Source organism: Pseudomonas sp. WMBT8 (assembly GCF_050916005.1).
GTDB lineage: Bacteria > Pseudomonadota > Gammaproteobacteria > Pseudomonadales > Pseudomonadaceae > Aquipseudomonas.
This window is the reverse complement of sequence record NZ_CP188096.1, coordinates 2157386-2182854: the sequence shown is the minus strand read 5'-3', so window position 1 is coordinate 2182854 and position 25469 is coordinate 2157386. Positions and strand designations below refer to the sequence as shown.

Sequence of the window (25469 nt, the reverse complement as noted above, 5' to 3'; positions counted from 1 at the left end):
GACATGCCTGCAGACCTCATCACCACGACTCCCAACCTTAAAGCGCGCAAGGTTTGTGCAAGCAGATCGTGCCCGGCCACTTGCTGACGCGGGCGTGCCAACCTGGCGAGGCTAACGCCCCTGGCTGAGCATCTGCAGGGTATAGCGCAAGGACGCCGGCAACATCGGCCCATGCCCCAACCCGGCAAAGGTCAGGTGGCGCACCTGTAACCCATCCACCTGATGCAGTGTGCCCAGCAGCGCCTTGAATGCCGTGTCACTGGCCTCTTTGGCCGGCGCCGCGGCGGCCGGGCTGGCCGGTTCCTGGTCGCCACGCATCAGCAGCAAGCGGGGCTGGCTGCCCCGCAGGCGTTGCGCCAGGCCGTGGGCCTCTGCCGTCACCACCCCTCGGTTCCACCACAACGAAGGGCTCGCCGCCGCGTAGTCATCAAAGGCATGCGGGCGTGTCATCAACGCATGCAGCACCAGCAAACCACCGTAGGAGTGGCCCCACAGCAATTGCCGCTGCGGGGTGATGCCCAGGCGCTGATTGACCAGCGGGCGAATGTTCTGCGTGAGCAAGTCAAGAAACACATCCGCACCGCCACTGGGCACCGCAGTCAACGGGTCCCGTTGTTCCACGGCGCTGCCGACGCTTGGCGTGTAGTCAAAGGTGCGCGCCGTGCGCTCGATCCGCAGTGGCGTGGCATAGCCCACGGCAACCAGCACCGGCGGCGCCACACTGTGCGCCAGTTGCTCCAGGCCCTGGTGGTCCAGCGCGGCTATCGCGGCGTTGCCATCGAGCAAGTACGCCACCGGGGTGGCCGCACTCACGGCAGGCGGCTGCCCCAGCCAGATCCGGTAATGGCGCGCGCCATCGGCCGAATCCAGCTCCAGGGTGCTGAAGCTATAGGCGCTGGCTTCGCGCAACACCTTCGCATCCATCAACTGGTCCGGCGCAGGCCGGGCGACGGCGGCCTGGGCGATCAACAGCAGCGCCAGGCTGATTAAGCGCCCCATCAGAAGGATGCCGTCAGGCTGGTGTACAAGGTACGGCCGGACTGGTTATAGGTCGCAGCCCCCGCCCCTTCGATATTGGCCACGCCCTGGGCGTTGCCTTCACGCCACAGGCGTTTGTCGAACAGGTTATCGACGCCGGCCGTCAGGCTCAGGTTCTTGCTCAAAGCGTACGTTCCGCTGACGCCGGCGATGGCATAGGGCGACAGCTGGTTATTGCCCGAACCCGTCACGCGGTTGCCGTGGTAATCGTATTTTTTCGGGGTTTGCTTGCCGTACCAGGCCACGCTCATTTGCAAGGACAGGTCATCTGTGGCCTGCCAGTCGAGCATCGAGTTCAGGGTGTACTTGGGCGCGACGGACAGCACATCGCCGGTCTGCTTGTTTTTCGATTGCAGCATGTAGGTGAAGTTGTTGGTCCAGTTCAACTGTTCGGTCAGTGGCAGGGCCAGGGTGCCTTCCAGCCCTTCGACCAGAGCCTTGGGCACGTTCTCCCAGCGGAAGATGCTGGCGTTGGCCGTGCTGCCGGTGCCGCCGCTGGCGTTGCCGACCGGGGTCAGGCCCGACTCGATTTTGTTTTTGTAGTCATTACGAAAGTACGTCAGGCCGGCCACGACCCCGTCATTGCGGTACTCGATTCCCAGCTCCTTGTTGACGCTGGTTTCGGCGTCCAGCTCGGCGTTGCCTTGCAGGTAGCAACTGGTGGTTTGCCCGTAGCAACCCTGGCCGTTGCTGTACAGCAGGTAGTTGGGGTTGAGCTGGTAGAGGTTGGGCGCCTTGTAGGAGCGGGCGATCCCGGCTTTCAGGGTCAAGGTGTCGGTGAGCACCTGAGACAGGTTCAGCGACGGGCTCCAGTTGTCGCCCACGATGTCGTGGTGATCCAGGCGCAGGCCGGGGGTCAGGCGTGTGCCGGGGCGCAGTTCGATATTGTCCTCGACAAATACCGAGAAGATCCGCGCCGAGGACGAGCTGCTGCGGTTGGTCCCGGCAAGCCCGGCGACGTTGCCGCCGGCAGTGGTGGTTTGCCCGTTGGAACTTGGGTCATCGAGTTGCTGCTCGACCCACTCGGTGCCCACGGTCAGCACCTGGTCCACCCCGGCATGCAACGGCAGGCTGACTTCGCCATGGGCGGTCAGGTCGCGCAACACCGTGGTGTTGAAATTGCTGCTGGAGAAGATCCCTTCGGTACCGCCCGCCAGGCCCTCGCTGATCCGGCTGTTGCGGGTCTTTTCGTATTGCAGGTAGGCCAGGCTGGTGCCCAGCTCCCAGTCGCCGCGATGGGTCACGGCGTAGGTCTCGCGGTACAGCACATTGGTCTCGTGGCCGAGCAGTTTTTTCACGTTGGCGTTGCTGTTGGTGTTCTGCGTATCGCCGGTATAAATGTTGCCCTGGCGGCTGAAACCGGCTTCCAGGTCGAGGGTTTGTTCGGGCGTGATCTTCCAGCTCAACAGGCCGTTGACGTCCTTGTTGCGCACCCCTTCGCGCCCCGCAGGCAAGGTGCCGATCTGGTTCCCGGTGCGTCTGGATTCATGGCCGCTGTTGATATCGGCGTCGTCGGCATTGGTTTTCGCCACATTGCCGTACACCCGGTAGCTGAGGGTGTCGGTGAGCGGGCCGTTCAGGCCGAAGTTCATGCGCTCGGTCTCGCCTTCGGCGCTGTGCTGGGCGAAGTTGTGATAGATCGTCGCCGAGCCGTGGGTCTCGGTGCCGGGTTGCTGGGTGATGATGTTCACCACGCCACCGGCGGCGCCGTTACCGTAACGGGCGGCAGCCGGGCCACGGATGACCTCGATACGCTCGACCTGGTCGGCGGGCACCCAGTTGCTGTCGCCACGGCTGTCACGCTCGCCGCGCCAGCCATAGCGCACGGAATTGCGGCTGCCCACCGGCTTGCCATCGATCAGGATCAGGGTGTTTTCCGGGCCCATGCCACGGATATCGATCTGCCGGTTGTTGCCTCGCTGGCCGCTGCTGGAATTGCCCGTGAGGTTGACGCCGGGCATGGTGCGGATGATGTCCGACAGGTCGTTGGCCGGTGGGCGCTTCTTGATGTCTTCGGCGGTGATGATCGACACACCGGGCGCCTGCTTGATCTCTTCCTGCGCCGTGCCCAGGACGGTCTGGGTTTGCAGTTCAAGACGCGCAGGGGTCTCGGGCTCGGCAGCAAAGCCGCTGGCGGGCAGCAGGCTGCAAATACTCAGGGCAAGCAGGGACAGGGGCGGCAGGCGGTGCATGAGGTATCTCCGAAACGTCAAGCCCACCGATAGCGGTAGGCCAGCAAAGATCGCAGATGATAATCAGATGCAATTGCGAGTAAAGAACATTAACTTTCTAAACATTTGCCGCCGCCACCCGCAGGTTCATGCGCAAACCCTGCGTGCCGTGGCTGGCCCATAACTGCCCGCCCTGCAACTGGAGGGCGCGGCGGGCAATGCTCAAGCCCAGGCCAAAACCAGTGCCGGGTGCGCCGTCCAGGCGCAGGTAGGGTTCAAAAATCCGCTCCAGATCGGCTTCATCGACGCCCGGGCCCTGGTCCTCGACGGTCAACAGCCACGTATCCCCTTCACGCTCGCCGCTCAAGCGAATGACCCCCCCTGGAGGTGAATGGCGGATGGCGTTGCGCAAGATGTTTTCCAGGGCCTGGGCGAAACTGTTGAGATGGACCCTGATTTCACAATCACCGTCGACTTCGCACACCAGCGCCTGCAATGGCCAGTCCGTTTCGAAATGCGCGTCCTGCACCAGCGCTTCCCACACCGAGGCCACCCGCACGTCCTCAGACTGCAACCGGGGCTTTTCGGTATCCAGCCAGGCCAGGTTGAGGGAGTCATCCACCAGGCGCCGCATCTCCTCGACTTCCCGCGCCAGCCGTTGCTCCAACTGCTGGCGCGCCAGGCCGCTTTCGCTGGCGATTTTCAAACGGGCCAAGGGCGTGCGGATTTCATGGGACAGGGTGCGCAGCAGTTGGCGTTGCTGCTGCAGGCTCTGGCGCAGGCGTTCGGCCATGTGCTCGTAGGCTCGCGCCAACTCACCCAGCTCATCGCCGCGCCGGGTCACCGAACTGCTGGCCAGCGGCGCCAGGTCACCGGCACTCAGGGCGTTCGCGCGCTCGCGCAATTCGTTCAATGGCAACACCAGGTGGCGATACAGCAACAGCCCCAGGCCCAAGGCCAACACCACCGGCACCACGCCGTGGGTAAACAGGTGCGTCCAAGGCGTGAGCCCCGGTGGCAGCAAGCGCTCGGGCAACTGCATGACCAAACGGCCGCGCTCCGGGTGCTGGGGGAAGGCGATGCTGACATAGGGCAGTTCATCCTCCAGACGCTTGCTCATGGGCCAACTGGGCTTGCGCATAAAGGTCAGGTGACTGACTTCGGCCGCCGTCAGCGGTTGGGTGCCGAGGCTTTGCAGGAACGGATCGAGCACGCCGACCCAGGTCTGCTCGCGCTGTTGCAGGGCGAGTCGCCATTGCTCCACAGCCTGGGCATCGCCGGTGGCGGCCACCTCTTCGGCCTGGGCGGCGTAGGCACTCAGGGCATCGCGGTCGGGTTGTTCAAGAAAGTAAGTACTGCGCTCGACCTGCAAGCCCCAGCCCCACACCAACCACACCAGCAGCAGGCAGAAACACACTTGCAGCAGTGCCATTTTCCACAGCAGTGGGTGCCGGCGCTGCATCAGCTCAAGCCTTCGCACAGCAACACATACCCCTGATGCCGCACCGCTTCGATGCGCACCCCTTGCAGGTTGATCGCCGCGAGCTTGCGCCGCACATTGCACACATGCACATCCAGGCCGCGATCCAGCCGGGTATAGGCGCGGTGCAACACATGCTGGTACAGGAACGCCTTGGACAGGGGTTCGCCGGCGTGTTCATGCAAGGTGCACAGCAAGCGGAACTCCGAACCGGTCAGGCCTGCCGGGCAGCCGTTGAACATGAGATCCCGGGCGCCTGCATCCAGGTCCAGCAATGGCGGCCTGCTGGCGGGTGCGCCGCGATCAAGTGCCACACGCCGCAGCAACGCGTCGATACGCACATCCAGTTCGGCGAGGCTGAAAGGCTTGGGCAGGTAGTCGTCCGCGCCCTGGCTGAAACCGGTGATGCGATCCTGCTCGGCGCCCAGTGCCGACATCAGAATCACCGGCGTACCCCGCTCGCTGCGCAAGCGCGCCAGTACTTTCAGGCCGTTTTCGTTGGGCAGCATGATATCCAGCAGGACCAGCTCGACCGCTGGATCCAGGGCCAAACTCAAGCCTTCATCGCCACGATGAGCACTGCTCAAAATGAAGCCGCGCCGGCTCAGATGGCTACAAAGGTGGGCGCACAGTTCGACGTCATCCTCGATGACCAGGATGCGTGCGGAAGAAGATGGTTTAGGTAGTGGATGATAATTGTTCACAATTAGGCCAGTTTCTCATCCGGAGAAACATTGCGCAACGAACGTTGCGTGTTGAGCTGTTTGGGCGCGGATTATCAATATTTTGAAGAAACTGAATCCGTGGAACCTGGGCTTTTTCAGCTAAACACCAACAATCAAGCTATCTCCTCGTTAGGTCACTTCACCGGATGCAGGAGAATCATCATGTCCAAAGCCACCGTCAGCCAGTTCATGCACACCCTCCATCAACGTCTCACCGAGTTGTGGGATACCTGTGCCCGCGCAGGGGGCGCTCGCTCATGACCCGCTTGCTGCTGGGCGCCGCCATGCTGGCACTGCTTGCCGGGTGCGCCACCGTCAAACAGCCCGAGCTGGACGTTGCGGTCCAAAGCTCCGGGCAGATCTGGAACGCCGTAGCGCACTACAGCGGCCGCACGTTTCTCTCTGGGCCACGCTGGACCGGGACCCAGGGGCCACAACTGACGGCAATCGACCAAAATGGCCAGCGCGCTGCCTATCCAAGCGGTGCCTGGAACAGCTGGGCACCAGGGCGGGATGCTGCCAACGTCTTCGTGAACATCAATGCCCTGCGCCTGGAAGGCGACAAACTGTGGGTCGTGGACACCGGCTCGCCCGAGTTCGGCGGCAACCCCGTCAGCCAGGGTGCGAAACTGGTGTGTATCGACCTGCGTACCAACCAGGTGGTTCGCACCTACTTCTTCGGGCCGGATATCGCCATGGCCGGCAGCTACGTGGATGACGTCCGCTTCAGCGCCGGTAAGGCCTTCCTCACCGATGCGGGCAATGCCGGCATTATTGTCGTCGACCTGGAGACCGGCGCGGCCCGGCGCGTGCTGGACCAACACACCTCAGTGGTCGCCCGGCCTGACCGGGACTTGATCCTCAGCAACCAGGTGGTCAAGGCCCCCGACGGCCAACCCCTGCGCGTCAACGCCGACCCGCTGGAAGTCAGCATTGACGGCGTCTGGCTGTATTACGGCGCGCTGCAAGGCCCGTGGTTCAAGGTGCGGATCCAAGACCTTACGAACCCGGCCCTGCCCCCGGAACAACTGGCTGCACGGGTGGAGTTCTTTGCCGACATCCCGGCAACCGGCGGGTCGGTCATGGATGCACAGGGCAACCTGTACTTTTCCGACCTGGCCCACGACGCCATGCGGGTACGCCGACCTGACGGACAGATCGACACCCTGATCGTGGACGAGCGCCTGCATTGGGTTGATGCACCCTTCCTGGACAAGGATGGGACGTTGTGGCTACCCACCCCACAGATGGACCGGGTAGCGCTGTTCAACAAGGGTAAATCCCTGGTGCAGTGGCCAGTGGCGGTTTATCGCTTATCGACACAGCGCTGATCGCCTAGCGCTTTCACATCCCTTTCACAGTCGGGCGCCTAGGGTGGTCCCAGCTCCTAGTGAAACCCTTTAAGCCCGCACTCCCCATCGCGGGCTTTTCTTTGTCTGGAATTTGACCCGACACCTGCAAAGCCTCCCCCTTCGCACAGCCGAGACAGACTTCCTTGCGAAAAGTTCCTCGTTTCGGCGCCCTTCTGAACAAATACCCCGCCAAATCACCATTTCCACCCTGACACATACCAGCATTCGCTAGTAGAATCTCGCGCGATGTCATTTTGACACCCTGTTCAAATGAACATAGGAAAATCCTTACAACATGGAGCCGCGAATGCACGTCCGCTACAGAGAGTTCTTTTCCAACACCCGGGCGGGGTTGGTCCTTGGGGTGATTGCCATGCTCATTCTTGCAGGAGCGATTCTAACGCTCAGGAACCTCGAGCCCCTGACCAACTCCTTTACCTACACCGAGGACGGCGTTTGGTTGGGACATGCCATGAGTAAGGGCTGGTGGCACGCCATAGTTAACGCCAAGACAGACTACTTCGTGTGGGGAAACCTACTGTTCATTTATTTGGCGACATTAACCTCTGATATTTTCTGTGGCGACAAGCTGGTTTGTTACCCTGAAGCACTTTCTTTTTGGTCGTATTTTTTTTACTCGTCAGTCAGTGTCCTCTGCTATTACGTAACCAAGGGTCTAATTCCAGAAGTCGTTCGATGGATTGTTTTTCTAGCTACTCTGCTGATTCCCCTGGGGGATTCTTCGGGCGAGATATTCGGAAAAATATCCAATATCGGCTACTACTTCGTCTTCATTACCACCTTGCTGATATTCGTAAAAAGCAGGACGGCCACTGCAACTCCACTCATCGACACGATATTGCTGCTATGTGCCGCTACCAATCCAGTGTGCTTGATACTGACTCTCGCGCTTTCCACTTTCACTTTGCTTGATCGCGATTTCAAAAAATTCTTTAAAAAATACGGAGCTGTCTTATTTGGTTGCCTCGTCATTGGCGCACTGATTTTCTTCAGGATAACTGCCTCCCCAGCCAATGGTGTGATTGGTAGCTTTAGACTCGAAAGCCTAATCGAAGTGAGCCTCGCGAGAGCCTTCATTTACCCGCTGGCCTTTCCTTTTTACAACCAACTCTCCGATACAATTGTGGTAATGCTCTCCCTAGCGCTCATCACCTTACTAGGGGTACTACTGACCAAGGAAAAATCGAGAGAAGTCAAAACCCTTATATCAATGTGTGCAATAGCTTATTTCATATATGCATTCTTTACAGTATATATGCGCAAAAGTCTGACAGAGGTTCTAGGTGGTTACGCCGGTACATTTCCCGACCGGTACTTTATGGGGCTGAATGTTATTGTTATCTTCTCGCTCCTGGTACTTGCTGGTTCAGCTTTGCGCGCAAGCAGCACGGCTCGCATTGCAGGCACAGTAACGCTGGTCTCTTTCACTGCGCTGTATGCAGCGAATGTCGCTTGGTTGTTTGAGGGGGAAGCCGCAAGGATGCAGTTCGCTGGAACTGTAACTTTCCAAGATCAACTCTGCTCGGCCGCACGACAGCCAGCAGATACTGAGGGCAACGTATCTGTTTCGTTATACCCGGCAGGCTGGTTCGCGACACTCCCTAAAGACAAGGTATCCGCCGCAACCAACAGAATTGAATGTGCCCCGGAAGATATCTCATTCTATGTCACCGACTCTAATTGGATAAAAGGCATCGCAAGAAAGTGGGCAGGATTTTACCTGCACAACACTCCAGAAAACTTAGCGACATTCAAGATCGGAAGCACTGTTGAATTCCCAGACAAAACAACACGAAAAATCATCGACATTTCGACCAGCAATGAAACAATAAACGTATTTGTGGAGGGCGAAATACTGATAGCAAAAAAAGTTGGTTTCCCATTTAAATTCGTTGTGATTGAGCAGATATAAAACCAAGCAAAAAGCCCCGGCCATCACGGCCGGAGCTTTCTTTTGGCTTAGCGCCAACTCAGCATGACCCTCGCAAGATTTCAGGTAACCTCAAAACCTAAACACATACGTCGTAATCAAGCGCGTTTCCGTATAGTCCGGCCCCGCCGTGCTGCCGTTGCCGTAGCGGGTCTTGACGTCGTAACGGCGCCACTCCACACCCAGGTTTTTGAAAGTGCCGTCCTGCACCACATAGCCAAGGCCCAGCCAGCGTTCGCTTTCAACGTTCTGGTCCAGGGCATTGTTGCCACGGTCGATGCCTGTTCCACGGAAGTAGCGGGTCTTGAACTTCAACCCGGGGATGCCCATTGCCGCGAAGTTGTAGTCATAACTCACCGACCAGGAACTTTCATTGGGCTTGACGTAAGACACCACGGACCAGTTCACCAGGTACGGCTGGGGGGCGTAGCCGTTGATGGTGGGGAAGCCGCTTTCACCGAGCATGCGCTGGTAGGCGACGCCAAAGGTATGGCCGCCTTTTTTCAAGGCGGTCATCAGGCCATAGGAGCGGTTGTCGATTTTTCCGTACAGCGCCTTGCCGTCTTCCTGGTTATCGAAATAACGCAGGTCACTTTTCAACGCATAGCCACCCCCCAGGTCGAGGTCATGGCTCAGGCCGAAGTATTGCTGCTGGTAGATATCTTCCAACTGGCCGTAGAAATACGTCGCGGATAACTGCGGGGTCAGCGCATAAGTGGCACCGGCAAAGTTCAGGCCGTCGCTGCGGCGTTTTATATCCGGGCCATTAAACAGGTACATCTTTTCACGGTCGGAAGACTCCCGCGAACTGATCTGGTTGAAACGCCCGGCGGTCAGTGTCCACTTATCAATGTCCTTGGACTCGATACTGACCCCATTAAAGGTGGTCACCAATTGCCGGGTATCGTCGTAATACGCCACCGGCAACGTCGGACGGTGTTCGCCCAACTTCAACTCGGTCTTCGAATAGCGGACTTTTGCCGCGAATGCCGCCCGCCCGTAATCCTGCACCGGTTCGCCACGGCTGTCGTCATAGGGGATCACCGAGTCCGGCCCACGCCCGCCGCCGCCGTCCAGGCGGTACGCGTACTGCCCGTAGAGATCGAGAGCAAACTGTACGGGGCCTTCGGTGTAGCCAGAGGCGGCCTTGAAGTCGAAACCCTGGGTCCAACTGCCGACCCGGGATTTGGGGGCGTCAGTCTGGTGAAAGTCCCGGTCCAGGTAAAAGTTACGCAGGCCCAGGCTGATTTGCCGATCGTTGATAAAGTCTGCCTGGGCAAACAGCGGCATCAGGCAGCCCAGCAGGCCGACGAACACGCAGTCGCGGCCCATTCTATTTTCAAGAGGCATCGGTGGTTCCTTTATATGCGCGCAAAACATTTGAGTGGGGCAGATCACTAATGGGCAGTTAATCCGCAGTCTTATTTTTATAACCACTTGCTGCAAAAAGACGCACGCGTGCGGGGCACGCTTATTGTTGTTTTAGAGAACCGGACAAGTTGCCTGGCAACTATCAGGAGGCGGCCTTCGATGCGTCCCCTAGGCGATGATAGGCACGATTGAAATACACCAGGCCTTCCTGGCTTTCGCCATTGCAGATACCCAGCACCTCACAGTAGAAAATCGTATGCGAACCCACCTCGTGGGCCTGGGCGATGCGGCAATCGAAACTCACCAGCGACTCCTGCAGAATCGGCGCGCCACTTTCAAGGGTCAGCCACTGGGCACAGGCAAAACGCTGCTCGGTATTCATGTCGCGGTTGGCGAACACCCCGCAAATCGCCTGGTGATCGGCCGTCAGCACGTTGACGCTCAACACGCCGTTGCTCTTGAAACTGATATTGGATGTCGACGCCCGGTTCATGCACACCAGCAGTGTCGGCGGCTGGTCCGTGACGCTGCACACCGCAGAAGCCGTAAAGCCGAAGCGCCCGGCCGCACCATCGGTGGCGATCACCGATACGGCGCCGCCGAGCAATGCCATTGCATTGCGAAAACCTGTTGTATCTACCATGGTCTTGCCCTCCGCCGATTCAGATGTCCAGCACCAGTTTTTTCGATTTAGCCCGCGAGCAACACACCAGGATCTGGTCGTTGGCGGCCTTTTCGTCGTCGGTGAGGTAGACATCCCGATGGTCGGGCTCACCTTCCAGCACATCGCACAGGCACGTCCCGCACACCCCCTGCTCGCAGGAAATTTCAATCTTGATGCCGACACTGGCCAGGGCATCGAGGATGCTCTGCCCTTCCAGCACCTGCACCTGCTTGCCGCTGCGCGCGGCGACCACTTCAAAGCCCTGGCCGCTGCTATCGACTTCGACCTGGAAGTACTCTCGATGGATATGGTCCTGGGCATGTCCGGCCTTGACCGCCTCACTGATCACCCAGTCCATGAAGCCGGCCGGCCCGCAGACATAGACGTGCACCCCCGCACCGGGCACCCCGAGCACCGCTTGCAAATCAAGGCGCTGCCCCTGGTCCTCGTCATCGAAATGGGTGTGGACCCGCGACGCGAATGCCGCGTGCTGCAGCTCGTCGATAAAGCCGCAGAGGCTGCGCGAACGCGCGCAATAGTGCAGCTGGAACTCACGCCCCTGGGCCTGCAAGGCATACGCCATGGCCACCATGGGCGTGATGCCGATGCCGCCGCCGATCAGGATCGAACGTTGCGCATCGGCCGCCAGGGGAAACAGGTTGCGCGGCGCGCTGATCTGCACCACCTGGCCTTCCAGCAGTTGCTCGTGCACCGCCAGGGAGCCGCCGCGCGAACCCGGGTCTTTCAGTACGCCCAAGCGGTAGACCTGGGGGTTGGCCGGGTCGCCGCACAGCGAGTACTGGCGGATCAGGCCCGGTTGCAGGTGAATATCCACATGGGCCCCGGCCTCGAAGGCCGGCAAGGCCTGGCCATCCGGGTCGGCCAGGTCGAGGACCACCACCCCCTGCCCCTGTTCCTGGCGCTTTTGCACCACCACTTTCAATAATGTTTGCACGCTCATATCGGCTCGTTCCGCTGGTTATTATTGGCCAAGGCCGATCACGGTCGGCCCGTTGTCGCGTCAGCGCATAAACAGCCCACCGTTGACGTCCCAGGTCGCGCCTGTGACGAAATAGGCATCTTGTTCTGCCAGTTGCACCACCAGGCGGCCGATGTAATCGGCGCTGCCCAGGCGCTTTACCGGGATTGCCTCAAGCAATTGCTCCATGCGCTCGGGCGCGACCACCGCATGCACCGCTGGCGAGTCGATCGGCCCCGGGGCGATGGCATTGACCGTCACCCCACGCGCCGCCAGCTCCTTGGCGAAGATCTTGGTCAAGGTGATGATCGCGCCCTTGGACGCCGCGTAATGCCCACCGGTAGCGGTCCCGCCGTTCTGCCCGGCCAGGGACGCCATATTGATGATCCGCCCATAGCCCCGGTCGGCCAGGTACGCCCCCAGCACCTGGCATCCGAGAAAGGTGCCGCGCTGGTTGATGTTGGTGACCCGCTCGAACTCCTCGGGGCTGATCTGCATCAACGGCGTGGCCAGGGTCATGGCCGCATTGTTGACCACCACATGCAGGGCGCCGAAACGCTGGACAGTCGCCGCCAGCGCCTGCTCGAAGTCGGCCTTGCAGCCCACGTCCAGACGCAGCGCCAGGACGCGCTCGCCGCTCGGATCCAGGCGTCGGGCAGCGGCATTTGCCGCCACCAGGGACAGGTCGCTGAGCACCATCGCGTACCCCGCTGCGTACAACTGGGCAGCGATGGCATACCCCAGGCCCTGGGCGGCACCCGTCACTAAGGCTATCTGTGTCATGCCGGCGCCCTCACAGGATGTAACCGATACCGGCGAGGGTGTCGGTGGAGTTGATCAGGTGAATCAGCTTGCGCTGGATCTTGAAACTGTCGCCGTCACGCAGCAGCTCGAACGTGATATCGGCGGTGTAGTGCTTGAGCACATCCTTGCGGCATTCACGCAGGTTCTGCGCACAGCGCACAGTGACGGTGGCGCCGTCATCGGCAAGCAGGCGAAACCGCGACAGCGTGCGCACGGTACGCGCCCGTGGCGTGGTGGAAATCGACTCGCCGCTGGTCAGGCGCGTGACCCGCAACTGGCGCATGTGATGGTCGTCATAGGCATAGTTGAGGGTGTTTTCAAAGTCGGTTTCCAAGGGGTCGATGGGGATGATGTAGGTTGCACCCTCGGTCCACAGCGCCAGCCATGCCTGGAACTCACCGTGATCAAGCATGTCCGCTTCTTGCCAGATAAAGGCGCTGGCCTGGTTGAGCAGTTGTACGTTGATCATCACTGGGTCTCCTGGGCCGACATCATTTTTTTCCACTGCTGATAGCCGGCGCGCATGCCGGTTTCGGCGCTGACATCACTGACCAGGCCATCGGCGCTGGCCTGCTCGCCAGCCAGGCCGCGATTGAGCATGACCCACAGGTCGGTACCCGCGCTGGCGCCCTTCTGCACCCGCTCCCACGCCTCGGAATCGTCCGGCGTGCCAAACCCCATCGGGCCCTGGAAGTGCTCATGCAGGCGCAAGCGGTAACGGTTGGCGACCGCCGGGCCGCCGTCCATGGTGATCACCGCGTGGTGGATCTCGGTCTCGTCCACGGCAATCGGTTGCAGCACCCGGAAGAACGCCATCGAGCACGCAATGTTGGGGAACAGATTGAGGTTGAACCCCGAGCCGCCCACCGCGCGGACAATGCGGCGCACCGCCTGCTCGTCATGCCCTTCTTCGCGCAATTGCCCGGCGAGTTCCTCGAAACGCGCCGGGATCGGCAACTCAAGGTTGGCTTCCAGATCGATCAAGTCCGGGATCATCACCATCACGCTATGGCCGTTGCCCAGGTCTTCGACGTAGCCGCTGCCGCCGACGAAATTGAGCATCTCTTCAGTCTGCTTATCCACCGACGACAGGAACGACTTGTGTACCAACGGGAAGTGGTAGGCGTCGGTGGTGTTTTCCAGCTGGATTTTCCAGTTGCCGGGGAAACGGAATCGGTGTTCGCCAGCGACCTTGATCGGGTAGCCACCGCCCTGCTTCATAAACAGGTCGATCCATTTCCTGGCCGCGCCGAGAAACTCCTCCAGCGGCTCGATGGCATCGTTGAAGGTGGCGAAAATCATCCCGGCGTATTGCTCGACCCGCAGGCTCACCAGCGGGTGTTCACCCTTGTCCAGCATGTCGGCGTAGCTCTCCGGGTGGGGCACGCCGCGCAGCGAACCATCGAGGGCGTAGCTCCAGCCGTGGTAGGGGCAGACGAAGCTGTTGGTCTTGCCCTTTTTGTGCTCGCACACCGTCGCGGCGCGATGACGGCAGCGGTTGAGCAGCACATGGATCGCCTGCTTGCGGTCACGTACCACAATCACCGGCTGCTTGCCGACGTAGGTGGTCTTGTAGCTGCCGGCGTCGGGAATTTCGCTGACGTGCCCGACCCAGATCCAGGTCTTGTAGAAAATCTTCTCCAGCTCCTGGTCGAAGACTTGGGCATCGGTGTACAGCGACGTGTGCACACGGTCCGACAGGACGCGTTCGGAGGGGTAACTCTCAAGGTTCACGGCTTGAATCAGGTTATTCACGATGTCTCCTCGTCGACCCGCCGGGCCGACTTACTTGAATGCGGGTTTCACTCACCCGGCTTATGGGGCACCGGCAACCGGGCGCTGTGGTTCCACAGGCTCACGGGGCGGCTGAACAGGTTCTCGGTCTGGAAACGGGCGATGCGCCACTGGCCGTCGTTACGCTCGAAGGTCACGCTCAGGCGCGCACTGTTCAAATGGGACGCGCCACTGGCAAAGGTCGAGGCCTGCAACATCACCCAGGAACCACTGGCCCGCTGGCCCTGCACGTCAATCTGTTCGCCGGTCAGAAAGTGCACGTTGAGGGCAAAGTGCGCGGGCTGGACCATGTAGGTGGCAAACATCCCGCGAATGGCAGCACGCCCGTGGTAGCCGCCAAAGGCCTCCTGGTACTTGCTGCCCTTGCCTTCCCAGATCGCCTTGGGGGTGAACAGCCCCGCCAGTTCATCCAGCGGCGAGTGGGCGCCCAGGTCATCGCACAGCTGCATATAGCGGTTCATGCAGGCACGGATGGCGTTGGCGCTTTCCAGGGCTTCCAGGCGTTGCGCCAGGGCTTCGAGGTGTTCGTTCATGGCCGGGCCTCAGCGCTGGATAATCAGTTCGCGGCCGGTGCGGGCCTCGACCTTGCAGTACTTCCACAGCTTGTAGGTGCCATCACCCACCGGGGTGCTGCGAAACAGGTTGCAGGCCGCATGCACGCTGGCAATGTCCGGCACGTCGGCCAACAGGTAGGTGGTCCAGGGGTAGCCGGTGGACGGGCCGACCATGCTCTGGTCATCGTCCATGTTGCCGAACACCTTGACGCCCGGCAGGTCATGGATGCCATTCCACATCTGGCTGAATGCAGCCCACACCTGCAGTTGCTCGTCCCGTGGGGCGTCGAAGAAATTCTGGTTGATGCCCATGCAAAACAGCACGCGCAAGGCTTTGGTATCGCTCATTGCAGTCACCTTTTTGTTGAAAATTGAACGTCACAGATAGCCGGGCAACGGCTTGTTGCCGAAGAAAATCGCGCCGGCGCTTTGGTAAGTCATGTCGCCCATAAAGGCGTGCTGGGTGATGACCTGGGCATCGTTGACGAAGCGCGACAGCGGGCTGCTGCGGTACACCCCGCTCATCCCCGAGAGCATCTGCGCGGTGCGCGCAACATCTGCGGCCACCCGAGTCGCATGGGTCGACGACAGGCGCAGCAGGTTGGTTTGCGCCACCGACACCGGGTCGCCGGCCAGGATGCTGCTCCAGGCGTCATCGATGGCCTGGTAGAACCAGGCCCGGGCCGAGAGCAAGGCCGCCTCGGCCTTGGCCACTTCTACCTGGGCCAGGGGCCGGTCAGACAAGGACGGCGCGCCGGTCACCGAAATGCGCCCGTTGGCCATGCCGCTGAGTTCATCCAGCGCAGCCCGCGCCACACCCAGCCCGACCACCGACAACACCTGGGTGGCGAACGACAGCGACGGGTAGCGAAACAGCGGTTCGGTCAGGCTCGACGGCCCGCCGCGCACAAAAGTCCACTCCTCGGGCACCACCACGCCCTCGACCACCAGGTCGTGGCTGCCGGTGCCGATCAAGCCGGTAACGTCCCAGGTCTGCTCGATGCGCACCTTGTCCCGGGGCATCACCGCCATGCGTGGCAGGCCGAGCATGTCGCCGTTTTTCGGCGCGATGCCGACCCCGATCAACGAGGCACCCATGCACCCGCTGGAGAACTTCCAGCGCCCGTTGACCTCAAGGCCCCCGTCGACAAACGCGGCCGGTTGCGGCGGGAAGATCCCCCCGGCGAACACCACGTCCGGGCCGTTGGCGTAGACCTGCTCGATACTCGCCAGGGGCAACGCCGAGAGGTACACCAGGCTCATGCCGAAACTCGCCACCCAGCCGGCGGAGCCGTCAGCGTGGGCGATATCCTCGACCATCTGGCAGAACTGCGCCGGCGAACACTCCTCCCCGCCAAAACGCTTGGGCACCAGGGCGCGGTACACCCCAAGTGTGCGAAAGCGCTCGATGATGTCCTGGCTGATGTGTTTTTGCTGGTCGAACTCACCGCTGCGCGCGCGCCGACGGATGTCGTCCAGCAGTTGCTGGAAGTCATCACCGCCGACGATCGACAGGTCGGACCTCGGACTTTGTGCACGGAGTGCAGTCATGGAATACCTCCAAAAATAATCAGGCTGATTGTTGTTCTAGGCGTTGCGAAATCATCAGGGCCACCGCGCACAGCAAGGCGTCCTGACCTTTGCCAGCGATCAGTTGCAGGCCCACCGGCAAGCCATTCGGGCCTTGCAGCGGCAGGCTCAGGGCCGGGTGGCCAGAGAGGTTGAATGGGCGCACTAGGCTGGTCATGCCGATGGCAGCGCGGGTGTCCGCCGCTTGCGCCACCGCCAGGGGGTAATCGGGCAGGGTAGGCAAGGCCAGGATCGGGTGCTGCGCCAGGACCGCATCCACCTCACGGGTAAATGCCTGGCGTACCTGTTCGGCCTGCTGCAGTTCGTCGTCGCCGGTGAAGCCCGCAGCTTGCACGCGCGCGGCGATATCCGCGCCCAGCAGGCCGCCGGGCAACAGGTGCCCGCAGGCGTTCCAGGTCTCACGGTTGATCACCGCCAGGCCTGCGTCGTAGGCCGCCTGCATGCCGGGCAGCGGCGTTGGGTGCAGGGCAAAACCGCTGCGGGCCAATGCTTGGTCGAGGGTTTGCAGGATCTGCGGATGCGCCGCGACCGGCACTACGCCAATGCTGAGGTCGGCTGGACAGGCCTGGGCAACGAACCCCGGGTCGATGACCTGCATGGCCGCAATCAACAGCGCCATGCTGGCGGCAAACGGGCCAACGCAATCGAGGCTGGAAACGCTGGGCATCACCCCCGCGCGGCTGATCCGTCCATAGGTCGGCTTGAGGCCAAACACCCCGCAACAGGCGGCGGGCACACGCACCGACCCACCGGTGTCGGTCCCCAGGGCGAAGTCCACCAGCCCCGCCGCGACCGCCGCCGCCGAACCACTGGAGGAGCCGCCAGGAATGTAGCCGGGGTACAGCGGGTTGTCGGCGGTGCCGCTCCAGTGATTGATCCCGGTGGTGCCAAAGGCCAGTTCATGCAGGCTGGTCTTGCCGAGAATCCGGCAGTCGCCCGCGAGCAGGGCCCTGACCACTGCGGCATGTTCCTGCGCCGGCGCAGCATGCTCCAGGGCCCGGCTGCCAGCACGGGTTGCATAGCCTGCGATGTCGATCGTGTCCTTGACCATCACCGACAGACCATTACCTCCCAAAGCCAAATGCTCGACGACGATGGTCATGTTCCCCTCCCGCTCAATATGGCGACGCCGGTGCGTCGCTTGCCAGCGGACTGGGCAGGTAAACCCTGCCCAACGCTTAAATCTAAAATCATAATATTTACGTGAAATGTCAATTGATTTGTCTATTTAAAATTATGGGTATTTTCGGTGCACATTTTTTACGGGATGCACTGGAGCCGTGCATTTCGGTAACACTCTGAAAATCGGTAAATTCAATATGAAAAAATAAATAAACCGTTATATTTCATGTATTTACTTAAATACAAAGACGACAATCACGATTTCCTTCTGTTTACCTGAGGTGCAGAAAATCTAGAAAATTACGCAGAAACGAAAAGTTACCGATTGTTTTATCTATGAAAAAACTAGCAAAAAATGGCTGATTTATTAGGTGTTTTTTCTATAAAAAACTCAGAAAAAAATGGCGAAAGAACCGCGAGCTAGCGCCTTCGCCCAACACCCGCTTGTGCCCCCCTTCAGGCCACAAACTCTTCGGCCACCGGCCGCGGCAAATCCTGCTTCACACAGCCACCGCAGATTTTTCTGGCATGCAACCTGCTATCGCCCTACTCGCCCATCAACAGCGGCTCACGCCGTTGCGGCAACCGCCAAGGGCTCGCCTCCATCGCGCATCGCGACCGCTGTTCAAGCGGCGACGAACCGAGGGACGGGCGCTTGCTTAGCCTTGCAATGCTTCGGAGAATTCCATGCTCTTGAAAAAAGCTGTGTCCACCTTGCTACTGAGTGCGGCCTGCGTATCCCTGGCCCAGGCGCAAGTCACGGTCGGCGTGATCACCTCGGCCGCAGGCCCTTTGGCCATGATCGGCGTGCCACAGAAAAACACCGTGGCGCTGCTGCCGACCCAGGTCGGGGACCAAGCCATCCGCTACATCGCGCTGGACGATGGCAGCGACCCGACGGCCACGGTCAAGGCGTTGAAGAAGCTGATCAGCGAAGACAAAGTGGATGCGATCATCGGCCCAAGCGGCTCGCCCAATGCCATCGGGGTGATCTCGTTTGTCGCCGAGGCGCAGGTACCGCTGTTGTCGCCCGTGGGCACCGCGGCGGTGATCCTGCCGATGACGGCAGAGAAGAAATGGGTGTTCAAGACCACGCAAAATGACGAGTTGATCGCCAAGGCGCTGTTCGAGCACATGGCCCGGCACCAGGTGAAAACCCTGGGCCTGATCGGCACCGCCGACCCGTATGGCGAGAACTGGGCCAAGGTCGCCACGGCCCTGGCGACCGAGCATGGGATCAAGATCGTCGCCAACGAACGCTTCCAGCGCCAGGACACCTCCATCACCGGGCAAAGCCTCAAAGTGCTCGCGACCCGCCCCGACGCGGTGCTGGTCGCGGCGCCGGGCAGCCCGGCGGTGATGCCCCAGGCCACGCTGTTCGACCAGGGTTACCGTGGCCAGGTCTACCAGACCCACGGAGCGGCGCTGCCGGACTTCCTCAAGCTGGGCGGCAAGAAGGTCGAAGGGACGATCCTTGCCGCCAGCCTGATGCTGGTCCTCGATGAGATCCCCGACAGCAATCCGTCGAAGAAAATCGCCGCCGACTACACCGCCGCCTACCAGAAGCTCTATGGCAGCAAACCCGCCACCTTTGGCGCCAACACGTTCGATGCCGGCCTGCTGCTGCAAGCCGCAATCCCCCTGGCCGCCGCCAAAGCCGCACCGGGCACCGTGGAGTTTCGCCGAGCGCTGCGTGACGCCCTGGAAACCACCCACGAGCTGGCCGGCACCCAAGGCGTCTACAGCATGACCCCGGATGACCACAGCGGGTTCGATGAACGCGGCCGGGAGCTGATCCAGGTGAAAAATGGCACCTGGACCCTGCTCAAAGAGTGAGACCGCGCCCTCCCTGCCCGCTCGGCCAGCCGTGTCCGGCGGACGCCCAAAGCCTGATGACCCCGTGCAAAGAGTTGCCCTATGAATGCCCAGATAGCCTTACTGCTTGGCCAGGACGGCATCACCAATGGCGCCATTTATGCGTTGTTGGCCTTGTCGATACTCCTGGTGTTTACCGTGACCCGGATCCTGTTGATCCCCCAGGGTGAGTTCGTCACCTATGGCGCCCTGACCATGGCCAGCCTGCAGGCCGGTCACCCGACCGCACTGGTCTGGCTGCTGCTGGGCCTGACGCTGCTCGATGGCGCCCTCGACCTGCTCGCCGCGATCCGCCGCCCCCATGCCTGGCGCCTGCCGCGCATGAGCCTGGTGAAGATCGCCTACGCCGTGGCGATGGTGGGCCTGGTCAACAACCTGCCACTGGCGCAACTGCCCATGGCGTTGCAGGCCCTGTTGACCCTGGCGCTGGTGGTGCCCTTGGGGCCGCTGATCTATCGGCTGGCCTTCCAACCCATCGCATCGGCCAGTTCCCTGGTGCTGCTGATCGTCTCGATTGCGGTGCATGTGAGCCTGGTAGGCATGGGCCTGCTGCTGTTCGGCCCGGAAGGCGCGCGCACCCGGCCGTTCTCCGAACAAGGCCTGGAACTGGGCCCGGTGGCGCTCAACAGCCAGACGCTGTGGATCATCGCCGCGTCCCTGGGCTTGATCATCGGCCTGTTTGTGTTCTTTGAACGCACTCTGTACGGCAAGGCCCTGCGTGCGACGGCGGTGAATCGCATGGGGGCACGCCTGATGGGGATTTCCCCGGAAATGGCCGGCAAGAGCACCTTCGTTCTCGCAGCCCTGATCGGCACCCTGTCCGGGATTCTGATCGCGCCCATCACCACGCTGTACTTCGACTCCGGCTTCATCATCAGCCTCAAGGGCTTTGTCGGCGCCATCATGGGCGGGCTGGTCAGCTACCCGGTGGCTGCCCTCGGCGCCCTCGCGGTGGGCCTGATCGAAGCGTTCTCGATGTTCTGGGCCAGCGCCTACAAGGAAGTGATCGTCTTTACCCTGATCATTCCGTTCCTGCTGTGGCGCTCCCTCACCAGCCGTCACGTGGAGGAACACGAATGAAACCCCGCTATCTGATCCTCACGCTGATCACCCTGCTGGGCCTGGCGCCGCTGGTGCTCGCCCCCTACTACGTGACCTTGCTCAACTACATCGGCCTGTATGCCTTGGTAGTGCTTGGCCTGGTGCTGCTGACGGGCGTCGGCGGCATGACCAGCTTTGGCCAGGCCGCGTTTGTCGGCCTTGGGGCCTACACCACCGCCTGGCTGACCACCGCCGGGCAACTGCCGGCCTGGTTGCAATGGGCGAGCGCCTCACCGTGGCTGACCCTACTGGTGGGCGTGGCCCTGACGGTGACGGTGGCGCTGATGCTGGGCGCCTTGACCCTGCGCCTGTCCGGGCACTATCTGCCACTGGGCACCATCGCCTGGGGGCTTTCGCTCTATTACCTGTTCGGCACCCTGGAACCCCTGGGCGGCCATACCGGCGTCGGCGGCCTGCCAGCCATTACCCTCGCGGGGATCTCCCTGGACCAGGGTGAAGATATGTTCTACCTGATCTGGCTGGTGCTGGGCGCCGCGATGCTGATCACCCACAACCTCCTCGACTCCCGCGAAGGCCGGGCGATCCGGGCGCTCAAGGGCGGCCAGTTGATGGCCGAGTCCATGGGGGTCAACACCTTCCGGTCAAAAATGGTGATCTTTGTCATCGCCGCGCTGTTTGCCGCCGTGTCGGGCTGGCTGTACGCCCACACCCAGCGCTTCGTCAACCCGACCCCGTTCGGCCTGGGCATGGGCATCGACTATCTGTTCATGGCGCTGATCGGTGGCGTGGCAAGTATCTGGGGCGCATTACTGGGCGCCGGCATCCTCACCGTGCTCAAGGAGTGGCTGCAAGACTGGCTGCCCCATCTGCTGGGCGACGGCGGCAATTACGAGACCATCGTCTTCGGCATCCTGATCGTGTTGCTGATGCACTGCGCGCCGGGCGGCCTGGCGCCGTGGCTGGGCAGATGGTTCAAGGCCCGTACCCGCACGGCGCCGCTGCCCCAGGCGCAGGCCCTGCCCCGGCGTGACGCCGCCGAACAGGGGACGCGCATCCTGCAAGCCAACCAGGTGACCAAGCGCTACGGCGGGCTGGTGGCCAACAACCAGATGAACCTGCATATCGACGCCGGGGAGATCCTTGCCCTGATCGGGCCTAACGGCGCCGGCAAAAGCACCCTGTTCAACCTGTTGTCCGGGGTCGATACGCCCACCTCAGGGGCCATTCATTTCAAGGGTCAGCCGATCACGGGCAAAACCTCGCGGCATGTCGCCCGCCTGGGAATGAGCCGCACCTTTCAGCACGTCAAGCTGCTACCGGGGATGAGCGTGCTGGAGAACGCCGCCCTCGGCGCCCACTTGCGCGGGCACAAGGGAGTGATCGCCGCCAGCCTGAACCTGGACCGTGCCGAGGAACAGCAACTGCTGGCCGAAGCGCGCTATCAACTGGAACGGGTTGGCCTGGGCGACTACTTGCAGGAAGACGCCGCGAGCCTGGCCTTGGGCCAGCAACGCATCCTGGAAATCGCCCGCGCCCTGTGCACCGACCCGTGCCTGTTGCTGCTGGACGAACCCGCCGCAGGCCTGCGCCTCCAGGAAAAACAGGCGCTGGCGGCCTTGCTCAGGCGCCTGCGCGCCGAAGGCATGGCGATCCTGCTGGTGGAGCACGACATGGACTTCGTCATGGGCCTGGTGGATCGCGTGGTGGTCATGGAGTTCGGCCAGCCCATCGCCCAAGGCCTGCCTGAAGAAGTGCAAAACAATCCCGCAGTGCTTGAAGCCTATTTGGGAGGCGCAGACGCATGAATATGCCAATGGAACCCTGCAACGCCGGCACGACCCTGCTGCAAATCGATAACCTGAGCGTGGCCTATGGCAAGGTCGAAGCCTTGAGCAACGCCAGCCTGCGCGTCGGCGAAGGGCAGATTGTTACGGTGATCGGCCCCAATGGCGCGGGCAAGACCACCCTGCTGTCGGCAATCATGGGCGTGCTGGGCTCCCGGGGTCAGGTCAACTTCGACGGCACCCTGGAAACCGTGCCCGAAGTGGAGGTGATGGTCGGCCGGGGCCTGGGCCTGGTGCCGGAAAAGCGTGAACTCTTTACCTCGATGAGCGTGGCCGACAACCTGCTGCTGGGCGCCTTCCAGCGCCACCGCCGGGGCGAGCGCGACCACGGCCACACCCTCAAGCAGGTGTACGACCTGTTCCCGCGCCTGTGGGAGCGGCGTGAACAATTGGCGGCCACCTTGTCCGGCGGTGAGCGCCAGATGCTTGCGGTGGGCCGGGCACTGATGGCCAAGCCACGCCTGCTGATGCTCGACGAGCCGAGCCTTGGCCTGGCGCCGCTGGTCACCCGCGAGATCTTCCGCATCATCAGCAGCCTGCGCGAGCAAGGGGTGTCGATCTTGCTGGTGGAGCAGAATGCACGGGCCGCGCTGCGGGTCGCAGACTACGCCTACGTCCTGGAAACCGGCCAGATCGCCATGCACGGCCCCGCCCGGCAACTGGCCGACGACCCACGGGTGATCGAGGCGTACCTGGGGCTGAGCAGCAAGCATCAGGAAATGCTCGCGACCTGACAGCCCCACGCACACCCACTGTGGGAGCTGTCTCGCTCAGCGCGGCGGCATTGCCAGCCTTGATGTTGGCTGCCCCACCGCTATCGCAGCCTCGCTGAGCGAGACAGCTCCCACATTTGAGTTGTGGTGGGGCCAAAGATGTCTAGCATGCGAAGATCCCCTGTGGGAGCTGGCTTGCCTGCGATAGCGGTGTGTCAGCCACCAGAAATGCTGACTGGAGCACTGCATCGCAGGCAAGCGATGCTGCCACAGGGTGCGACGTCAATCTCGTGAATATGCAACAATTGACCGTTGCCCATTATTCGAAGCCCGAGCATGACCACCGCGAAAAAACGTGTGAATCGTCATAACCCTGCCAGCCAGGATTTCAAGAAAGAAGAGTTCCCCTTCTACTGGCTCGCACGGGTCAACGGGCGCTATTCCATGGCGATGGAAAAGGCCCTGAAAAAAGTCGACATGGATATCCCCCGCTGGCGCATCCTCCTGATCCTCAAGGACAACGGCGCGTCGAGCATCTCGGAAATCTCCACCCACGCCATTGCCAAGCTGCCCACGGTCACCAAGATCGTCTACCGCATGAAAGCCGACGGTCTGGTGCAGACCAATGTCTGCTCCAACGACGGGCGCGTTACCCAGGTTTCGTTGACAGAGGCCGGGTACCAGACCATCGAGCAGAGCCACAAGGTCACGGCAGATATCTTCAAGAACAGCTTTAAGGGCTTGACGGACGCGCAGCTCAACAAGCTCAACAGCTTGCTCGAGACCCTGTTCGACAACCTGCCCGAAGACTGAAGCGCCGGCTTGCTGGCGCCTAGGGGGGCGTGAATCAATAGCGGATCATCACCGACTTGAGCTCGGTGTAGGCCTCGATAAACGCATCACCAAACTCGCGGCCCATACCCGAGGCCTTGACCCCGCCAAACGGCAGCGCCGGATCAAGGAAGGTGTGCATATTGACCCACACCGTGCCGGCCTCGATTTGCGGGATCAGGCGCAGCGCCTTGGACAGGTCGTTGGTCCAGACACTGGCCGTCAGGCCGTAGGGCGAGTCGTTCATCAGGGTCACCAATTCCTCCTCCGTGTCATAGGGCAGTACACAGAGCACCGGGCCAAAGGCTTCTTCGCGCAGCAAAGGGTCATCAGGGCCATTGGCCAGGATCAGCGTCGGCTCGACAAAGTAGCCCGGCCGGTCAACGGCCTTGGCCCCGCAGATCACAGTGTTGTTCTGGTTGGCCCGGGCGAAGAAATCAAGAATTTTCTCCAGGTGCGCCTGGTTGGCCAGCGGGCCGAACTGGGTGCTCTCATCCAGAGGCGAGCCAATCGTCAGGGTGCCCAGGGCCTGCCCGAGTTTTTCAAGGAACTCACTGATCCGCGAGCGATGCACATAGAGCCGCTCTGGCGAGGCGCACACCTGGCCCTGGTGCACATAGGCCATTTGCACCATCCCGGCCACGGCCTGGCCCATATCGACATCGGCCAACAACGCCGCCGGGTTCTTGCCGCCCAGCTCCAGGGTCGCGCGCGTCAGGTCCGCAGCCATCGCCGCCTTGCCCACGGCAATTCCGGTCGGCACCGAGCCGGTGAACGCGACTTTGCTGATCTGGGCATGGGCGATCAATTGCTGCCCCACCTGCCCGGTGCCATTGACTACATTAAATGCGCCGGCCGGCACCCCCGCCTCGCAGGCTAATTCGGCCACCCGCAACAACGTCAGGGGGGTGAACTCACTGGGCTTGACCACGATGGTGCAACCGGTGACCAGCGCCGAAGCAATCTTCCAAATGCCAATCATCACCGAGAAGTTCCACGGCACAATCCCGGCGACCACCCCCACCGGCTCACGCAGGGTGTAGGCCATGTACTGCTCGGCGCCCATGGACGGAATCGAGGGGCTCATGGTCTGGCCGTTGATCTTGCTTGCCCAGCCGGCGAAGTAGCGCAGGAACACCACGCTCTGGGCTATTTCCAGGCCGCGCGACAGGTTGATCGACTTGCCTGAACACAGGGTTTCCAGCTGCGCCAACTCTTCGCCATGGGCTTGCAGCAGATCGGCAAATTTATTCAGGATCACGCCACGGGCATAGGGCGAGGTGCCCGCCCAGGCGCCTTTGAAGGCCTTGCGCGCACTGGCGACGGCACGCTCGACATCGTCGTCGCTGGCATCGACGATGTGGCTGATCACCTGGCCGGTCGCCGGGTTGTGCACGGCAATCTGCTGGGTGGATGTACTGGGCCGGTAGGCCCCATCAATAAAGTTGGCCGGCGCGCGGGCAAGGAACTCGGTGACCGCAGGCAGCAAGGCAATGTCGCTCATAAACAGGATTCCTCAAGGCAATCGTCAGTGCGGCGCCCGATGGGC

General features: G+C 61.5%; 23 protein-coding genes. 8 read left to right on the top strand and 15 right to left on the bottom strand.

Annotated elements, in window-relative coordinates; genetic code table 11:
- Window positions 1–111: 111 nt before the first annotated feature.
- The 4 genes from ACO77H_RS10170 to ACO77H_RS10155 form a co-directional block, all read right to left on the bottom strand.
- Window positions 112–999, bottom strand: a complete 888-nt coding sequence (locus tag ACO77H_RS10170) for an alpha/beta hydrolase (protein ID WP_432755394.1) — start codon at window positions 997–999, stop codon at window positions 112–114.
- On the bottom strand, window positions 999–3230 hold the full coding sequence (locus ACO77H_RS10165; protein ID WP_432755393.1) for a TonB-dependent siderophore receptor: 2232 nt from the start codon (window positions 3228–3230) through the stop codon (window positions 999–1001). Before ACO77H_RS10165 ends, ACO77H_RS10170 begins: the two co-directional genes overlap by 1 nt.
- A gap of 97 nt (window positions 3231–3327) precedes the next feature.
- Complete coding sequence (locus tag ACO77H_RS10160) at window positions 3328–4671, bottom strand: histidine kinase sensor domain-containing protein (protein WP_432755392.1); 1344 nt, start codon at window positions 4669–4671, stop codon at window positions 3328–3330.
- The gene (locus ACO77H_RS10155; RefSeq protein WP_432755391.1) at window positions 4671–5393 is read right to left on the bottom strand and encodes a response regulator transcription factor; all 723 of its coding nucleotides are present in this window, start codon (window positions 5391–5393) and stop codon (window positions 4671–4673) included. The genes ACO77H_RS10160 and ACO77H_RS10155 overlap by 1 nt, the downstream gene beginning before the upstream one ends.
- A 30-nt stretch (window positions 5394–5423) precedes the next feature.
- Here ACO77H_RS10155 and ACO77H_RS10150 point away from each other — a divergent pair, with 30 nt between their 5' ends.
- From ACO77H_RS10150 to ACO77H_RS10140, 3 genes are all read left to right on the top strand, one after another.
- Entirely contained in the window at window positions 5424–5675 is a 252-nt protein-coding gene (locus ACO77H_RS10150) for a hypothetical protein (protein ID WP_170057850.1), read from the top strand.
- Window positions 5672–6745, top strand: coding sequence for an L-dopachrome tautomerase-related protein (locus ACO77H_RS10145; RefSeq protein ID WP_432755390.1), 1074 nt, complete (start codon window positions 5672–5674; stop codon window positions 6743–6745). The genes ACO77H_RS10150 and ACO77H_RS10145 overlap by 4 nt, the downstream gene beginning before the upstream one ends.
- Before the next feature lie 328 nt (window positions 6746–7073).
- Window positions 7074–8699, top strand: coding sequence for a hypothetical protein (locus tag ACO77H_RS10140; RefSeq protein WP_432755389.1), 1626 nt, complete (start codon window positions 7074–7076; stop codon window positions 8697–8699).
- 90 nt (window positions 8700–8789) lie between these two features.
- Here ACO77H_RS10140 and ACO77H_RS10135 read toward each other — a convergent pair whose 3' ends face one another.
- From ACO77H_RS10135 to ACO77H_RS10090, 10 genes are all read right to left on the bottom strand, one after another.
- A complete protein-coding gene (locus ACO77H_RS10135; RefSeq protein WP_432755388.1) occupies window positions 8790–10067 on the bottom strand; it encodes an OprD family porin in 1278 nt (425 codons plus the stop codon).
- Between the two features lie 163 nt (window positions 10068–10230).
- A complete protein-coding gene (locus ACO77H_RS10130; RefSeq protein WP_170043503.1) occupies window positions 10231–10731 on the bottom strand; it encodes a flavin reductase in 501 nt (166 codons plus the stop codon).
- A gap of 19 nt (window positions 10732–10750) precedes the next feature.
- Entirely contained in the window at window positions 10751–11713 is a 963-nt protein-coding gene (locus ACO77H_RS10125) for a PDR/VanB family oxidoreductase (protein WP_170043502.1), read from the bottom strand.
- A 60-nt stretch (window positions 11714–11773) separates the two neighbouring features.
- On the bottom strand, window positions 11774–12514 hold the full coding sequence (locus ACO77H_RS10120) for an SDR family NAD(P)-dependent oxidoreductase (protein ID WP_170043501.1): 741 nt from the start codon (window positions 12512–12514) through the stop codon (window positions 11774–11776).
- A 10-nt stretch (window positions 12515–12524) separates the two neighbouring features.
- Window positions 12525–13001: an aromatic-ring-hydroxylating dioxygenase subunit beta gene (locus ACO77H_RS10115; protein WP_170043546.1), complete on the bottom strand. Its 477-nt coding sequence runs from the start codon at window positions 12999–13001 to the stop codon at window positions 12525–12527.
- 2 nt (window positions 13002–13003) lie between these two features.
- Window positions 13004–14290, bottom strand: a complete 1287-nt coding sequence (locus ACO77H_RS10110; protein WP_170043500.1) for a Rieske 2Fe-2S domain-containing protein — start codon at window positions 14288–14290, stop codon at window positions 13004–13006.
- Window positions 14291–14337: 47 nt separating this feature from the next.
- The gene (locus tag ACO77H_RS10105) at window positions 14338–14862 is read right to left on the bottom strand and encodes a nuclear transport factor 2 family protein (RefSeq protein ID WP_432755387.1); all 525 of its coding nucleotides are present in this window, start codon (window positions 14860–14862) and stop codon (window positions 14338–14340) included.
- A 9-nt stretch (window positions 14863–14871) separates the two neighbouring features.
- A complete protein-coding gene (locus ACO77H_RS10100) occupies window positions 14872–15231 on the bottom strand; it encodes a hypothetical protein (RefSeq protein ID WP_005787259.1) in 360 nt (119 codons plus the stop codon).
- A 30-nt stretch (window positions 15232–15261) separates the two neighbouring features.
- Complete coding sequence (locus ACO77H_RS10095) at window positions 15262–16434, bottom strand: acyl-CoA dehydrogenase family protein (RefSeq protein WP_170043498.1); 1173 nt, start codon at window positions 16432–16434, stop codon at window positions 15262–15264.
- A 19-nt stretch (window positions 16435–16453) separates the two neighbouring features.
- Window positions 16454–17575, bottom strand: a complete 1122-nt coding sequence (locus ACO77H_RS10090) for an amidase (RefSeq protein WP_432755386.1) — start codon at window positions 17573–17575, stop codon at window positions 16454–16456.
- A 707-nt stretch (window positions 17576–18282) separates the two neighbouring features.
- Here ACO77H_RS10090 and ACO77H_RS10085 point away from each other — a divergent pair.
- The 5 genes from ACO77H_RS10085 to ACO77H_RS10065 all read left to right on the top strand — a co-directional run bounded on the left by ACO77H_RS10085 (window position 18283) and on the right by ACO77H_RS10065 (window position 23902).
- A complete protein-coding gene (locus tag ACO77H_RS10085; RefSeq protein ID WP_170057846.1) occupies window positions 18283–19431 on the top strand; it encodes an ABC transporter substrate-binding protein in 1149 nt (382 codons plus the stop codon).
- An 81-nt stretch (window positions 19432–19512) separates the two neighbouring features.
- Window positions 19513–20550, top strand: a complete 1038-nt coding sequence (locus ACO77H_RS10080) for a branched-chain amino acid ABC transporter permease (protein WP_170043495.1) — start codon at window positions 19513–19515, stop codon at window positions 20548–20550.
- Window positions 20547–22337, top strand: a complete 1791-nt coding sequence (locus ACO77H_RS10075) for a branched-chain amino acid ABC transporter ATP-binding protein/permease (RefSeq protein ID WP_432755385.1) — start codon at window positions 20547–20549, stop codon at window positions 22335–22337. The genes ACO77H_RS10080 and ACO77H_RS10075 overlap by 4 nt, the downstream gene beginning before the upstream one ends.
- Window positions 22334–23110: an ABC transporter ATP-binding protein gene (locus ACO77H_RS10070; RefSeq protein WP_432755384.1), complete on the top strand. Its 777-nt coding sequence runs from the start codon at window positions 22334–22336 to the stop codon at window positions 23108–23110. Before ACO77H_RS10075 ends, ACO77H_RS10070 begins: the two co-directional genes overlap by 4 nt.
- 315 nt (window positions 23111–23425) lie before the next feature.
- Window positions 23426–23902, top strand: coding sequence for a MarR family winged helix-turn-helix transcriptional regulator (locus tag ACO77H_RS10065; RefSeq protein ID WP_170043493.1), 477 nt, complete (start codon window positions 23426–23428; stop codon window positions 23900–23902).
- Window positions 23903–23936: 34 nt separating this feature from the next.
- Here ACO77H_RS10065 and ACO77H_RS10060 read toward each other — a convergent pair whose 3' ends face one another.
- Window positions 23937–25424, bottom strand: a complete 1488-nt coding sequence (locus ACO77H_RS10060) for an aldehyde dehydrogenase family protein (protein ID WP_170043492.1) — start codon at window positions 25422–25424, stop codon at window positions 23937–23939.
- Window positions 25425–25469: the final 45 nt, after the last annotated feature.

Bases quoted from the DNA above. Each gene is read 5' to 3' on its own strand.
- ACO77H_RS10170 (WP_432755394.1), bottom strand. From the start codon at position 999: ATGGGGCGCTTAATCAGCCTGGCGCTGCTGTTGATCGCCCAGGCCGCC.
- ACO77H_RS10145 (WP_432755390.1), top strand. From the start codon at position 5,672: ATGACCCGCTTGCTGCTGGGCGCCGCCATGCTGGCACTGCTTGCCGGG.
- ACO77H_RS10120 (WP_170043501.1), bottom strand. From the start codon at position 12,514: ATGACACAGATAGCCTTAGTGACGGGTGCCGCCCAGGGCCTGGGGTAT.
- ACO77H_RS10160 (WP_432755392.1), bottom strand. From the start codon at position 4,671: ATGCAGCGCCGGCACCCACTGCTGTGGAAAATGGCACTGCTGCAAGTG.
- ACO77H_RS10070 (WP_432755384.1), top strand. From the start codon at position 22,334: ATGAATATGCCAATGGAACCCTGCAACGCCGGCACGACCCTGCTGCAA.
- ACO77H_RS10075 (WP_432755385.1), top strand. From the start codon at position 20,547: ATGAAACCCCGCTATCTGATCCTCACGCTGATCACCCTGCTGGGCCTG.
- ACO77H_RS10140 (WP_432755389.1), top strand. From the start codon at position 7,074: ATGCACGTCCGCTACAGAGAGTTCTTTTCCAACACCCGGGCGGGGTTG.
- ACO77H_RS10065 (WP_170043493.1), top strand. From the start codon at position 23,426: ATGACCACCGCGAAAAAACGTGTGAATCGTCATAACCCTGCCAGCCAG.
- ACO77H_RS10165 (WP_432755393.1), bottom strand. From the start codon at position 3,230: ATGCACCGCCTGCCGCCCCTGTCCCTGCTTGCCCTGAGTATTTGCAGC.
- ACO77H_RS10060 (WP_170043492.1), bottom strand. From the start codon at position 25,424: ATGAGCGACATTGCCTTGCTGCCTGCGGTCACCGAGTTCCTTGCCCGC.
- ACO77H_RS10100 (WP_005787259.1), bottom strand. From the start codon at position 15,231: ATGAGCGATACCAAAGCCTTGCGCGTGCTGTTTTGCATGGGCATCAAC.
- ACO77H_RS10130 (WP_170043503.1), bottom strand. From the start codon at position 10,731: ATGGTAGATACAACAGGTTTTCGCAATGCAATGGCATTGCTCGGCGGC.
- ACO77H_RS10085 (WP_170057846.1), top strand. From the start codon at position 18,283: ATGCTCTTGAAAAAAGCTGTGTCCACCTTGCTACTGAGTGCGGCCTGC.
- ACO77H_RS10135 (WP_432755388.1), bottom strand. From the start codon at position 10,067: ATGCCTCTTGAAAATAGAATGGGCCGCGACTGCGTGTTCGTCGGCCTG.
- ACO77H_RS10090 (WP_432755386.1), bottom strand. From the start codon at position 17,575: ATGACCATCGTCGTCGAGCATTTGGCTTTGGGAGGTAATGGTCTGTCG.
- ACO77H_RS10095 (WP_170043498.1), bottom strand. From the start codon at position 16,434: ATGACTGCACTCCGTGCACAAAGTCCGAGGTCCGACCTGTCGATCGTC.
- ACO77H_RS10105 (WP_432755387.1), bottom strand. From the start codon at position 14,862: ATGAACGAACACCTCGAAGCCCTGGCGCAACGCCTGGAAGCCCTGGAA.
- ACO77H_RS10080 (WP_170043495.1), top strand. From the start codon at position 19,513: ATGAATGCCCAGATAGCCTTACTGCTTGGCCAGGACGGCATCACCAAT.
- ACO77H_RS10125 (WP_170043502.1), bottom strand. From the start codon at position 11,713: ATGAGCGTGCAAACATTATTGAAAGTGGTGGTGCAAAAGCGCCAGGAA.